Annotated in this window: 14 protein-coding genes; all 14 read left to right on the top strand. The window is 55.4% G+C overall.

The features are described 5' to 3' along the window. The first annotated feature begins 51 nt into the window (after positions 1-51). The 14 genes from fabF (at position 52) to ACWHWP_RS08800 (ending at position 13,028) form a co-directional block, all read left to right on the top strand. Positions 52-1,293: a beta-ketoacyl-ACP synthase II gene (gene fabF, locus ACWHWP_RS08735; protein ID WP_447855411.1), complete on the top strand. Its 1,242-nt coding sequence runs from the start codon at positions 52-54 to the stop codon at positions 1,291-1,293. A gap of 120 nt (positions 1,294-1,413) precedes the next feature. Then, a complete protein-coding gene (gene pabC / locus ACWHWP_RS08740; protein WP_447855412.1) occupies positions 1,414-2,223 on the top strand; it encodes an aminodeoxychorismate lyase in 810 nt (269 codons plus the stop codon). A 2-nt stretch (positions 2,224-2,225) separates the two neighbouring features. Further along, the gene (yceG, locus tag ACWHWP_RS08745) at positions 2,226-3,248 is read left to right on the top strand and encodes a cell division protein YceG (RefSeq protein WP_447855413.1); all 1,023 of its coding nucleotides are present in this window, start codon (positions 2,226-2,228) and stop codon (positions 3,246-3,248) included. Continuing rightward, entirely contained in the window at positions 3,238-3,879 is a 642-nt protein-coding gene (gene tmk / locus ACWHWP_RS08750; RefSeq protein WP_447855414.1) for a dTMP kinase, read from the top strand. Before yceG ends, tmk begins: the two co-directional genes overlap by 11 nt. Next, positions 3,876-4,880 carry a DNA polymerase III subunit delta' gene (gene holB / locus ACWHWP_RS08755; protein ID WP_063955816.1) on the top strand — a complete coding sequence of 335 codons (1,005 nt, stop codon included), beginning with the start codon at positions 3,876-3,878 and terminating at the stop codon, positions 4,878-4,880. The genes tmk and holB overlap by 4 nt, the downstream gene beginning before the upstream one ends. Before the next feature lie 10 nt (positions 4,881-4,890). After that, on the top strand, positions 4,891-5,685 hold the full coding sequence (locus ACWHWP_RS08760) for a metal-dependent hydrolase (protein WP_045284990.1): 795 nt from the start codon (positions 4,891-4,893) through the stop codon (positions 5,683-5,685). Positions 5,686-5,982: 297 nt separating this feature from the next. Next, positions 5,983-7,416: a PTS glucose transporter subunit IIBC gene (gene ptsG, locus ACWHWP_RS08765; RefSeq protein WP_047348986.1), complete on the top strand. Its 1,434-nt coding sequence runs from the start codon at positions 5,983-5,985 to the stop codon at positions 7,414-7,416. A gap of 257 nt (positions 7,417-7,673) precedes the next feature. Continuing rightward, positions 7,674-8,033: a purine nucleoside phosphoramidase gene (gene hinT, locus ACWHWP_RS08770; RefSeq protein ID WP_006809243.1), complete on the top strand. Its 360-nt coding sequence runs from the start codon at positions 7,674-7,676 to the stop codon at positions 8,031-8,033. A 1-nt stretch (position 8,034) separates the two neighbouring features. Beyond that, complete coding sequence (locus ACWHWP_RS08775) at positions 8,035-8,409, top strand: YcfL family protein (protein ID WP_047348985.1); 375 nt, start codon at positions 8,035-8,037, stop codon at positions 8,407-8,409. A gap of 10 nt (positions 8,410-8,419) precedes the next feature. Beyond that, a complete protein-coding gene (gene lpoB / locus ACWHWP_RS08780) occupies positions 8,420-9,067 on the top strand; it encodes a penicillin-binding protein activator LpoB (protein ID WP_047348984.1) in 648 nt (215 codons plus the stop codon). Beyond that, a complete protein-coding gene (gene thiK / locus ACWHWP_RS08785; protein ID WP_447855415.1) occupies positions 9,048-9,872 on the top strand; it encodes a thiamine kinase in 825 nt (274 codons plus the stop codon). The genes lpoB and thiK overlap by 20 nt, the downstream gene beginning before the upstream one ends. A gap of 11 nt (positions 9,873-9,883) precedes the next feature. Continuing rightward, complete coding sequence (gene nagZ, locus ACWHWP_RS08790; protein WP_447856650.1) at positions 9,884-10,909, top strand: beta-N-acetylhexosaminidase; 1,026 nt, start codon at positions 9,884-9,886, stop codon at positions 10,907-10,909. A 34-nt stretch (positions 10,910-10,943) separates the two neighbouring features. Next, the gene (gene ycfP, locus ACWHWP_RS08795; protein WP_008500781.1) at positions 10,944-11,486 is read left to right on the top strand and encodes an alpha/beta hydrolase YcfP; all 543 of its coding nucleotides are present in this window, start codon (positions 10,944-10,946) and stop codon (positions 11,484-11,486) included. 237 nt (positions 11,487-11,723) lie between these two features. Beyond that, positions 11,724-13,028 (top strand): NAD(P)/FAD-dependent oxidoreductase, encoded by a 1,305-nt coding sequence (locus tag ACWHWP_RS08800; protein ID WP_047348982.1) that lies wholly within the window; start codon positions 11,724-11,726, stop codon positions 13,026-13,028. The last annotated feature ends 40 nt before the right edge of the window (positions 13,029-13,068 follow it).

The raw sequence follows: 13,068 nt of genomic DNA on the forward strand, positions 1-13,068 counted from the left end.
TCTTTTTTAGTCCCACGAATCTCTTTTTTTATCCCTCCCTGGAGGACAAACGTGTCTAAGCGTCGTGTAGTTGTGACCGGACTTGGCATGTTGTCTCCTGTCGGCAATACCGTAGAGTCCACCTGGAAAGCTCTCCTTGCCGGTCAGAGCGGCATCAGCCTAATCGACCATTTCGATACTAGCGCCTATGCAACGAAATTTGCTGGCTTAGTAAAGGATTTTAACTGTGAAGAGATCATCTCGCGCAAAGAACAGCGCAAGATGGATGCCTTCATTCAATATGGAATTGTCGCTGGCGTTCAGGCCATGCAGGATTCTGGCCTTGAAATTACGGAAGAGAACGCATCCCGTATCGGCGCCGCTATCGGCTCCGGGATTGGCGGTCTTGGCCTGATCGAGGAAAACCATACATCCCTGATGAATGGTGGCCCGCGTAAGATCAGCCCGTTCTTCGTTCCGTCCACGATTGTTAACATGGTGGCGGGTCACCTGACCATCATGTTCGGCCTGCGTGGGCCAAGCATTTCTATCGCGACCGCTTGTACGTCTGGCGTGCATAACATCGGCCAGGCCGCGCGCATTATTGCGTACGGCGATGCAGATGCTATGGTGGCGGGCGGTGCAGAAAAAGCCAGTACCCCTCTGGGTGTCGGTGGTTTCGGCGCGGCTCGTGCGCTCTCTACCCGCAACGACAATCCTCAGGCGGCAAGCCGTCCGTGGGATAAAGATCGTGATGGCTTCGTGCTGGGCGACGGTGCGGGCATGATCGTGCTGGAAGAGTACGAACACGCAAAAAAACGTGGTGCGAAAATTTATGCTGAAGTCGTTGGCTTTGGTATGAGCAGCGATGCTTACCACATGACGTCTCCTCCGGAGAACGGCGCGGGTGCTGCGCTGGCGATGGCAAACGCAATCCGTGATGCGGGTATTACCCCAGCTCAGATTGGCTACGTCAACGCGCACGGTACTTCTACACCAGCTGGCGATAAAGCAGAAGCTCAGGCAGTTAAGTCTATCTTCGGCGAGTCTGCCAGCCGCGTAATGGTTAGCTCCACGAAATCCATGACCGGTCATCTGCTGGGTGCGGCGGGTGCAGTAGAATCTATCTACTCTATCCTTGCGTTGCGCGATCAGGCTGTTCCGCCAACCATCAACCTGGATAACCCGGATGAAGGTTGCGATCTGGACTTCGTTCCTCACGAAGCGCGCCAGGTTACCGGTATGGAGTACACCCTGTGTAACTCCTTTGGCTTCGGCGGCACGAATGGTTCTCTGATCTTCAAAAAGATCTGATCCTGAAGTCCCGATAGCACTTAAGAAAGGTCCGCTTGCCGGACCTTTTTTATTACGTCTACTCTTCTTGTTGGCTGCAGGACATCCTGCCAGACTAAACGCCTACGCATAGGAGCCACCATGTTTTTAATCAATGGCCTTGAGCAGGACGCGCTGCCTGCCAGCGACAGGGCGATACAGTTCGGCGATGGGTGCTTTACGACCGCGCGCATTCTGGACGGCAATGTCTGCCTGCTGGAGGCGCATATTCGACGCCTGCGGCATGGCTGTGAAACGCTAATGATCCCATTTACGCACTGGGACACATTGCATCAGGAAATGTGCAGGCTGGCATCCGGGAAGCAGAGCGGCGTACTCAAAGTCATCATCACCCGCGGCAGCGGTGGGCGGGGTTATAGCGCCGCATCGTGTCTTAGCCCAACGCGTATCCTCTCCGTGTCTGCCTGTCCTGCGCATTACTCTCGCTGGCGAGATGAGGGTGTTACGCTCACGCTGAGCCCGATCCGTCTGGGACGAAACCCTATGCTGGCCGGCATTAAGCATCTCAATCGCCTGGAGCAGGTGCTCATTCGTACTCATCTTGAACAGACGGACGCCGATGAGGCGCTGGTTCTTGACAGCGAAGGGTTCATTACGGAATGCTGTGCGGCTAATTTACTCTGGCGGCAGGGGAGAGAGGTGTTCACTCCGTTGCTGGATCAGGCTGGCGTTAACGGGATAATGCGTCAGTTTTGTCTGGAGCAGCTGGCACGCTCTGGCTTTCGCGTTGTCGAAGTAAGCGCAGGCGAAGCCGCGCTGCAGACCGCAGATGAAGTCGTCATTTGTAACGCGCTGATGCCTGTTGTACCCGTCCGTGCGTATGGCCAACAACGCTGGTCTTCGCGCGAGCTGTTTCAGTTTTTAGCCCCGATATGTGAGCAAACCAGATAGTCATGAAAAAAATGTTGCGCTTTGTCCTTATCCTCATCGTTGCGCTGGGCGTCGCTGGCGGAGCAGGCGTATGGAAAGTTCGCCAGCTGGCGAACAGTAAGCTCCTGATTAAAGACGAGACGATCTTTACCCTGAAAGCGGGAACCGGCCGCCAGGCGCTTGGGGAACAGCTCTATGGCGACAAGATTATCAATCGTCCCCGGGTATTCCAGTGGCTTTTGCGCGTGGAACCCGAGCTGTCCCATTTCAAAGCCGGTACCTATCGCTTTACGCCTGGAATGACCGTCAGAGAGATGCTGCAGCTGCTGGAAAGCGGCAAAGAAGCGCAGTTCCCTCTGCGGTTTGTGGAAGGGATGCGCCTGAGCGATTACCTCAAACAACTGCGTGACGCGTCGTATATCAAACACACGTTAAAAGACGATCGCTATCAGACGGTAGCCGAGGTGCTGAAGCTTGAACATCCAGACTGGGTAGAAGGCTGGTTCTGGCCAGATACCTGGATGTACACGGCAGGGACGACCGATGTGGCGATTCTGAAGCGGGCGCACAAAAAAATGGTCGCCGCAGTGGATTCCGCCTGGGAAGGGCGAATGGAAGGGCTGCCATACAGCGATCGGAACCAGTTTGTGACGATGGCCTCAATCATTGAGAAAGAGACGGCCGTCGCCGCTGAGCGCGATCGCGTGGCGTCGGTGTTTATCAACCGGCTGCGCATCGGCATGCGCCTGCAAACCGACCCTACCGTCATATACGGCATGGGCGAAAGCTATGTCGGCAAGATCTCCAGGAAAGATCTGGAGACGCCAACGGCGTATAATACCTACGTGATTAGCGGTTTACCGCCAGGCCCAATTGCCACGCCGAGCGAGGCTTCGCTCAAAGCAGCCGCGCATCCGGCTAAAACACCGTATCTCTATTTTGTGGCTGATGGAAAAGGGGGGCATACGTTTAACACCAACCTTGCCAGCCACAATCGCTCTGTTCAGGACTATCTGAAGGCACTTAAGGAAAAAAATGCGCAGTAAATACATTGTCATTGAGGGACTCGAAGGGGCGGGTAAAACCACCGCCCGCAACGTGGTGGTGGATACGCTCAACGCGCTTGGCGTGGGGGATATGGTATTTACCCGCGAGCCGGGCGGCACACAGCTGGCCGAGAAGCTGCGCAGCCTGGTGCTGGATATTAAATCCGTTGGCGACGAAGTTATCACTGACAAAGCGGAAGTGCTGATGTTCTACGCGGCGCGCGTACAGCTGGTTGAGACGGTGATCAAGCCCGCTCTGGCCGACGGCAAATGGGTTATCGGCGACCGTCACGATCTGTCTACTCAGGCGTATCAGGGCGGGGGACGCGGCATTGACCAGACGATGCTGGCAACGCTGCGTAATGCCGTATTGGGTGATTTTCGCCCCGACCTCACCCTCTATCTGGATGTTACCCCGGAAGTGGGTCTCAGGCGTGCCCGCGCGCGCGGTGAACTGGACCGTATTGAACAAGAGTCCTTTGATTTCTTTAACCGCACCCGTGCGCGCTATCTTGAACTGGCCGCACAGGACAGTTCTATTCGCACCATTGATGCGACGAAATCCCTGGAAGACGTCACGCGCGACATTCAGCAGACCGTTACGCAGTGGGTACAGGAGCAACAGGCATGAAATGGTATCCATGGCTGCGTCCGCACTTTGAACAGCTGATCGGCAGCTATCAGGCGGGGCGGGGGCATCATGCGTTACTGATTCAGGCATTGCCAGGGATGGGTGAGGATGCATTGATTTATGCCATCACCCGTTTTCTGATGTGTCAGCAGCCCGAAGGGCACAAAAGCTGCGGCAAATGCCGCGGCTGCCAGCTGATGCAGGCGGGCACACATCCTGACTACTACACGCTTGAGCCTGAGAAGGGCAAAAGCGCGCTCGGTATTGATGCCGTTCGTGAAGTCAGTGAAAAATTGTACGAACACGCGCGCCTGGGCGGCGCTAAAGTGGTCTGGCTCAAAGACGCCACGCTGCTTACCGAGGCGGCGGCTAACGCTCTGCTTAAGACCCTGGAAGAGCCGCCGGAAAAAACGTGGTTTTTCCTCTCCTGCCGCGATCCGGGACGATTACTGGCAACGTTGCGCAGCCGCTGCCGTCTTCATCACCTAGCGGTGCCTCAGGAATCGTGGGCGCTGAGCTGGCTTGAGCGAGAGGTGACAACGTCACCTGAAAGTGCGCTGTCCGCATTGCGTCTGAGCAGCGGTGCGCCCGCGGCGGCACTGGCACTACTGCAACCTGACGTCTGGTCACAGCGAGAAACGCTCTGCCGTGCCGTCGAATCTTCACTCAATAGCCAGGACTGGCTAAGTTTGCTGCCGGCACTGAACGGCGATCGGGCCGATGAGCGTCTGCACTGGCTGGCCTCTTTGCTGTTGGATGCGCTCAAGCTCCAGCAAGGAGCAACGCTGCTGACTAACCCGGACGTATGGCCACTGGTGAATACGCTGGCGAACCGCCTCTCAGGGGCGGTTCTACACGCGATGCTTCATGACATTTGCCAGAGCCGCGAACAGCTTTTAACCGTGACTGGTCTTAATCGCGAGCTTTTACTGACCGACCAGCTACTGCGTATTGAACACTACCTGCAACCAGGCGTTAAGCCGCCTGTTTCCCATCTCTGAGAGAGACATTATGTTTTTAGTCGACTCACACTGCCATCTTGATGGCCTGGATTATCAATCCCTGCATAAAAACGTGGATGACGTGCTGGCAAAAGCCGCTGCCCGCGATGTGAAATTCTGCCTTGCGGTGGCGACGACGCTGCCGGGCTATCGCACGATGCGCGAGCTGGTGGGCGTTCGCGATAACGTGGTGTTCTCCTGCGGCGTGCACCCGTTGAATCAGGACGAGGCGTACGACGTTGAGGACCTGCGCCGACTGGCAGCGGAAGAGGGCGTGGTGGCAATGGGGGAAACCGGGCTGGACTATTTCTACACGCCGGAAACCAAACCGCGCCAGCAGGAGTCCTTCCGCCATCATATCCGCATTGGCCGCGAGCTTAACAAGCCGGTCATTGTTCATACCCGCGATGCGCGTGCCGATACGCTGGCGATCCTACGGGAAGAAAATGTGACGGATTGCGGTGGCGTACTACACTGTTTCACAGAAGACAGAGAAACGGCGGGTAAACTGCTTGATTTAGGGTTTTATATTTCGTTTTCTGGGATCGTGACGTTCCGTAACGCAGAGCAGCTTCGTGATGCTGCACGCTATGTTCCGCTCGATCGCATCCTGGTGGAAACAGACTCTCCTTATCTGGCACCGGTACCGCATCGCGGTAAAGAGAACCAGCCGGCCATGACGAGAGACGTTGCGGAGTACATGGCCGTGCTTAAAGGTGTCAGTATCGAAGAACTGGCCCGCGTCACTACGGAAAACTTCTCTACGCTGTTCCATATCGACCCCGCCCGCCTGCAATCTGTTTGATACACCTGTTTTTTTTAGGCTCGTAATTAATAAGTAAAACGAGTAAAGTTCACCGCCTCATTTGGGGCGGTGAGGGTGTTTTTAGACACATCCGGACATGCTTTTTGTAAATAACTGAAAGTTTTTCGACCGCCTTAAGCTGAAACGTGATAGCCGTCAAACAAACTCAGAGGGAATTATTTTACTCTGTGTAATAAATAAAGGGCGCTTAGATGTCCTGTCCACGGCACGGTACTCCCCCCGGGCCAATGCGTGAAAGCGTAAAAAAAGCACAAATACTCAGGAGCACTCTCAATTATGTTTAAGAATGCATTTGCTAACCTGCAAAAGGTCGGTAAATCGCTGATGCTGCCAGTATCCGTACTGCCTATCGCAGGTATCCTGCTGGGTGTCGGTTCTGCTAACTTCAGCTGGCTGCCAGCCGTAGTTTCACACGTGATGGCCGAAGCAGGCGGTTCAGTCTTTGCTAACATGCCACTGATCTTCGCGATCGGTGTGGCTCTGGGCTTCACCAACAACGACGGCGTTTCTGCGCTGGCTGCAGTGGTTGCTTACGGCATCATGGTGAAAACCATGGCTGTGGTTGCGCCGCTGGTTCTGCATTTACCGGCAGAAGAGATCGCTGCGAAACACTTGGCGGACACCGGTGTGCTGGGCGGTATCATCTCCGGTGCGATTGCAGCGTACATGTTTAACCGCTTCTATCGCATCAAGCTGCCTGAGTATCTGGGCTTCTTCGCGGGCAAGCGTTTCGTTCCGATCATCTCTGGTCTGGCAGCGATTTTCACTGGCGTGATCCTGTCCTTCATCTGGCCACCGATCGGTTCCGCTATCCAGACCTTCTCCCAGTGGGCTGCTTACCAGAACCCAGTTGTGGCGTTTGGTATCTACGGCTTCATCGAGCGTTGCCTGGTACCATTCGGTCTGCACCACATCTGGAACGTTCCATTCCAGATGCAGATTGGTGAATTCACCAACGCAGCAGGTCAGGTATTCCACGGTGATATCCCACGTTACATGGCGGGCGACCCAACTGCAGGTAAACTGTCTGGTGGCTTCCTGTTCAAAATGTACGGTCTGCCAGCTGCGGCGATTGCTATCTGGCACTCTGCTAAGCCAGAGAACCGTGCAAAAGTGGGCGGTATCATGATCTCCGCAGCGTTGACCTCGTTCCTGACCGGTATCACCGAGCCGATCGAGTTCTCCTTCATGTTCGTTGCGCCGATCCTGTACATTATTCACGCGGTTCTGGCGGGCCTGGCGTTCCCAATCTGTATCCTGCTGGGTATGCGTGACGGTACGTCCTTCTCTCACGGTCTGATCGACTTCATCGTTCTGTCCGGTAACAGCAGCAAGCTGTGGCTGTTCCCAATCGTTGGTGCGTGCTATGCGGTTGCGTACTACACCATCTTCCGCGTGCTGATTAAAGCACTGGACCTGAAAACCCCAGGTCGTGAAGATGCGACAGAAGACAGCAAAGCAGGCGCAACCAGCGAAATGGCGCCAGCACTGGTCGCAGCGTTCGGTGGTAAAGAGAACATCACTAACCTGGACGCGTGCATCACCCGTCTGCGTGTGAGCGTTGCCGATGTAGCGAAAGTAGACCAGCCGGGTCTGAAAAAACTGGGCGCAGCAGGTGTTGTTGTTGCAGGTTCGGGTGTACAGGCAATCTTCGGTACTAAATCCGATAACCTGAAAACCGAAATGGATGAGTACATCCGCAGCAACTAAGTTGTGACCTGGGGAGACTAAGGCAGCCGAATGGCTGCCTTTTTTATTGGTGCGGTTTTATGTCTTAAAAAACATCACCAGGACGCAGGAGCGGTCACTCTTCATCCAGCTGATAAACATTCAGGAAAGAAATCGGGGGAGGAGGTTGAAAGGACAGGAGAAACTCGCTCATACTCTTGAATTGTGTCACGCGCTCATCCAGAGAGTGTGTCAACAGCGGACGCATCGCACCAGACTAAACAAAAAAGGAAAAGGTCATGGCTGAAGAAACGATTTTCAGTAAAATTATCCGTCGCGAAATCCCTTCGGATATCGTCTATCAGGATGAACTGGTGACGGCTTTCCGGGACATTTCCCCTCAGGCCCCGACGCACATCCTTATCATTCCTAATATTCTGATTCCTACCGTAAACGACGTAAAAACCGAGCACGAAGTGGCGTTAGGTCGTATGCTGACGGTGGCCGCGAAAATTGCTGAGCAGGAAGGCATTGCGGAAGACGGCTACCGTCTGATCATGAACTGCAACCGTCATGGCGGGCAGGAAGTTTATCACATTCACATGCATCTGCTGGGCGGGCGTCCTTTGGGACCGATGCTGGCACACAAAGGTCTTTAACATGCTTAAAGGGCGTATTGCAGCGCTGGTAGTGACGATGATGATCGCAGGATGCAGCTCGCGCCCGGCGATCCCCGTGAATGATGAACAGACGCTGGTGATGGAATCCTCCGTACTTGCCGCAGGCATCACGGCGCAGCAACCCGCGTTGACCATCAGTGAAATCAATTCGTCTGCCTCCTCTACGCTCTTCAATGAAAGACATGAACCAGTGACGGTCCACTACCGCTTTTTCTGGTATGACGTAAGAGGTCTTGAAATGCATCCGCTGGAAGCGCCGCGAAGCGTCACCATTCCGGCAAGATCGTCGGTAACGCTCTATGGCAGCGCCAACTATCTGGGTGCGCATAAGGTGAGACTTTATCTTTATCTCTAAGGGGTGAATCTTGATTAAAAATTTGAGCCGCTATGCGCTCGTGACAGCTTTCGCTCTGTTTCTGGCAGGGTGTGTGACGCGTACTGAACAGCCAGCGCCTGTGGAAGAGGCTAAACCGGGTACTGAACAGCCGACGCAGCCCGCGCAGCCGCAGCCAACCGTGCCATCTGTGCCGTCTATTCCGGAACAGCCGGGTCCAATTGAGCATCCGGACCAAACGTCGCAGCCCACGCCGCGAGTGCGCCATTACGACTGGAACGGCGCAATGCAGCCGATGGTCGGTAAGATGCTGCAGGCACAGGGCGTGACGGCAGGCAGCGTATTGCTGGTCGATAGCGTGAACAACCGTACCAACGGTTCGCTGAACGCGGGCGAAGCGACGGAAACCCTGCGCAATGCCCTGGCAAACAACGGTAAGTTTACGCTGGTTTCGGCTCAACAGCTCGCGGTCGCGAAACAGCAGTTGGGCCTGTCGCCGCAGGATAGCCTCGGCTCACGCAGCAAGGCGATCGGTATTGCCCGAAACGTTGGCGCACAGTATGTGCTGTACTCTAACGCCACCGGTAACGTGAATACGCCAGCCCTGCAGATGCAGCTGATGCTGGTTCAGACAGGCGAAATTATCTGGTCAGGTAAAGGTGCGGTTACGCAACAATGACAGCACGCGTGAAGAGATTCTGACACGCTATTTTCCTCAATATCGCCTTATCGCGCCGCAGGCCCACTCCGGGCTTGGCGGCGCGAGTTGCATTATAGCGCAGGGCGAGCATCGTCTGGTCTTGCGGCAGAATCACGATCCCTTCGCGCCTGCTTTCCATTTCCGTCGTCAGTTTCGAGCCCTGAGACGTCTTGCGTCAGATCTCGTGCCTGAACCCCGGTTTTTCAGACAGGGCTGGATGGCCGTCGAGTATCTGGAAGGGGAAGTTAAAAGCGCGCTGCCGGACACTTCAGCGCTTGCGGCGATGCTGTATCATTTGCACCGGCAGCCACGTCTGGGATGGCGAATCACGCTATTCCCGTTGCTTGAACACTACTGGCAGCAAGCCCTGCCTGACAGACGCACCCCAACGTGGCTGGCATATCTCAAACGGTTGCGTAAAGCGGGTGAGCCACAGCCGATCCGGCTCTCGCCGTTGCACATGGATGTTCATGCCGGAAATATTGTGCATACGTCAGCGGGTATCCGGCTTATCGACTGGGAATATGCCGGAGACGGCGATGTGGCGCTGGAGCTGGCGGCGGTCTGGACGGAGAGTGACGCCGCGCGGCGGGCGCTCATCAGCGACTATGCCCACGCGGCAAAAATTGACGTCGACGCGCTGACGCGGCAGGTCAGGCGCTGGCGTCCCTGGGTCATCATGTTAATGGCCGGCTGGTTTGAAATGCGCTACCAGCAGTCCAGAGACAAACAATTTATTGCGCTGGCAGACGATGCCTGGCGTCAGTTACAAACTAAAGGATAAGAGAGGTGGATGTGGGTCCAGTCATGTTGGATGTAGAAGGGTTTGAGCTGGATGCGGAGGAGCGTGAAATTCTGGCGCATCCGCTGGTGGGTGGCCTGATCCTGTTTACCCGCAACTATCACGATCCGGCGCAATTGCGTGAGCTGGTGCGTCAGATCCGCGCCGCGTCGCGCAATCATCTGGTGGTGGCCGTCGATCAGGAAGGCGGACGCGTGCAGCGTTTTCGCGAAGGGTTTACCCGTCTGCCGGCAGCCCAGTCTTTTGCCGCGCTGTTGGGCACGGAAGAGGGTGGAAAACTGGCGCAGGACGCCGGCTGGCTGATGGCCAGCGAAATGATCGCCATGGATATCGACATCAGTTTTGCCCCGGTTCTGGACGTGGGGCATATCAGCGCCGCTATTGGCGAGCGTTCATACCATGAAGATCCGCATATTGCGCTGGCAATGGCGACCCGGTTTATTGACGGCATGCACGATGCCGGGATGAAGACCACCGGCAAACACTTCCCGGGCCACGGGGCGGTGACGGCGGATTCCCACAAAGAGACGCCGCGCGATCCGCGCCCGGAAGCGGAAATTCGCGCCAAAGATATGTCGGTTTTCCAGTCGCTTATCACCGATAACAAGCTGGATGCCATTATGCCTGCGCACGTGATTTACAGCGACGTTGACCCACGTCCTGCCAGCGGCTCTCCGCACTGGCTGAAAACCGTTCTGCGCCAGGAGCTGGGCTTCAATGGCGTGATTTTCTCCGACGATTTATCGATGGAAGGGGCCGCGATTATGGGCAGCTACGCAGAGCGCGGTCAGGCATCGCTGGACGCAGGTTGCGATATGATCCTGGTCTGCAATAATCGTAAAGGTGCCGTTAGCGTGCTGGATAACCTGTCGCCGATCAATGCAGAGCGTGTTACACAATTGTATCATAAAGGTTCATTTAGCCGTCAGGAGCTGATGGATTCGGCGCGCTGGAAGACGGTCAACGCCCGGCTTGAAGACCTGAATGAGCGCTGGCAGGCACATAAAGCCAGCCTGTAAACCCTCCCGGAAGGCGTAGCGTGGTGAGAAGACGATGATCATCTATTTACACGGTTTTGACTCTAACAGTCCTGGTAATCATGAGAAGGTGCTGCAGCTGCAGTTTATCGATCCGGATGTCCGGTTGATCAGCTACAGCACGCGCCACCCGAAGCATGATATGCAGCATCTGCTCAAAGAAGTGGACAAGATGCTGCAGCTCAACGTCGACGATCGCCCGTTGATTTGCGGCGTGGGGCTGGGCGGCTACTGGGCGGAGCGGATTGGCTTCCTGTGCGACATCCGCCAGGTGGTGTTCAATCCTAACCTGTTCCCGAACGAGAACATGGAAGGCAAAATTGACCGCCCGGAAGAGTACGTCGATATTGCGACCAAGTGCGTCAGCAATTTTCGGGAGAAAAACCGCGACCGCTGTCTGGTGATCCTGTCGCGTAACGATGAGGCGCTCAACAGTCATCGGGCTGCAGAACTGCTGCATCATTACTATGAGATCGTCTGGGACGAAGAGCAGACCCACAAGTTCAAGAACATCTCTCCGCACCTGCAGCGTATCAAAGCCTTTAAAACGCTGGGTTAAGCCCCTGAAGCAGGTCCAGAAGCCCGGACGCGAAAGCGTGCCGGGCTTTCTTTTTGACCAGAATTGTCTACTTTTAAGCCATCAAAACTTGATGCATATCAATTTTGGTATGACCAATGCGCCTGACGTGTTATTCTCAATGCACCTGAATGGTTTCAGTGCTGTAACCTGTTGTTAATTAAGGGTTATTTTTATAACTTTTAATTAACAATTGGTTAATAATTTGAGGGGGTCACGTTGACTACGCCATTGAAAAAGATAGTGATTGTAGGCGGTGGAGCAGGCGGGCTGGAGCTGGCGACACAGTTGGGCAAGAAGCTGGGCCGCGGTAAAAAAGCCAAAATTACGCTGGTGGATCGTAACCACAGTCACCTGTGGAAACCGCTGCTGCACGAAGTGGCGACCGGTTCTCTGGACGAGGGCGTGGACGCGCTCAGCTATCTGGCGCACGCGCGCAACCACCATTTCCAGTTCCAGCTGGGCTCGGTGGTGGACATCAATCGTGAAAGCAAAACCATTACCCTGGCAGAGCTGCGTGATGAAAAAGGGGAGCTTCTGGTCCCTGAACGCAAACTGGCGTATGACACGCTGGTCATGGCGCTGGGCAGTACCTCCAATGACTTCAACACGCCTGGCGTGAAAGAGCACTGTATCTTCCTCGATAACCCGCATCAGGCGCGTCGTTTCCATCAGGAAATGCTGAACCTGTTCCTGAAGTACACCAGCAATATGGGTGCGAACGGTAAGGTGAATATCGCCATTGTTGGCGGCGGTGCGACGGGCGTTGAGCTGTCCGCTGAGCTGCATAATGCGGTGAAGCAGCTGCACAGCTACGGCTACAAAGGGTTAACCAACGAAGCGCTGAACGTGACGCTGGTGGAAGCCGGGGAACGTATTCTGCCTGCGCTGCCGCCGCGTATTTCCGGTGCGGCGCACAATGAACTCACCAAACTGGGCGTGCGGGTGCTGACGCAGACCATGGTGACCAGCGCCGACGAAGGTGGCCTGCACACGAAAGACGGCGAGTACATCAAAGCGGATCTGATGGTCTGGGCGGCAGGTATCAAAGCGCCTGACTTTATGAAAGAGATCGGTGGCCTGGAAACGAACCGCATCAACCAGCTGGTAACTGAGCCGACGCTGCAAACTACCCGCGACCCTGACATCTTTGCTATCGGTGACTGCGCTTCCTGCGCGCGTCCTGAAGGCGGCTTCGTACCGCCGCGCGCCCAGGCGGCGCATCAGATGGCAAGCCTGGTACTGCACAACATTCTGGCGCAGACCAAAGGTAAGCCAATGAAAGCCTATGTCTACAAAGACCACGGTTCTCTGGTATCGCTGTCTAACTTCTCTACCGTCGGCAGCCTGATGGGCAACCTGATGCGTGGCTCGATGATGGTAGAAGGGCGCATTGCACGCTTCGTGTATATCTCCCTGTACCGCATGCACCAGATTGCGCTGCACGGCTACTTCAAAACCGGGCTGATGATGCTGGTGGGCAGAATCAACCGTGTGATCCGTCCGCGTCTGAAGCTGCACTAATCTTTCACTCCCTCCGGGCCTTCCGGAGGGAGTTTTTAGC

Source organism: Enterobacter sp. WI-ESBL-E8, assembly GCF_053364895.1.

Coding starts and splice junctions, on each gene's coding strand:
- pabC (WP_447855412.1), top strand. CDS start 1,414: ATGTTTTTAATCAATGGCCTTGAGCAGGACGCGCTGCCTGCCAGCGAC.
- yceG (WP_447855413.1), top strand. CDS start 2,226: ATGAAAAAAATGTTGCGCTTTGTCCTTATCCTCATCGTTGCGCTGGGC.
- tmk (WP_447855414.1), top strand. CDS start 3,238: ATGCGCAGTAAATACATTGTCATTGAGGGACTCGAAGGGGCGGGTAAA.
- holB (WP_063955816.1), top strand. CDS start 3,876: ATGAAATGGTATCCATGGCTGCGTCCGCACTTTGAACAGCTGATCGGC.
- ACWHWP_RS08760 (WP_045284990.1), top strand. CDS start 4,891: ATGTTTTTAGTCGACTCACACTGCCATCTTGATGGCCTGGATTATCAA.
- ptsG (WP_047348986.1), top strand. CDS start 5,983: ATGTTTAAGAATGCATTTGCTAACCTGCAAAAGGTCGGTAAATCGCTG.
- hinT (WP_006809243.1), top strand. CDS start 7,674: ATGGCTGAAGAAACGATTTTCAGTAAAATTATCCGTCGCGAAATCCCT.
- ACWHWP_RS08775 (WP_047348985.1), top strand. CDS start 8,035: ATGCTTAAAGGGCGTATTGCAGCGCTGGTAGTGACGATGATGATCGCA.
- ycfP (WP_008500781.1), top strand. CDS start 10,944: ATGATCATCTATTTACACGGTTTTGACTCTAACAGTCCTGGTAATCAT.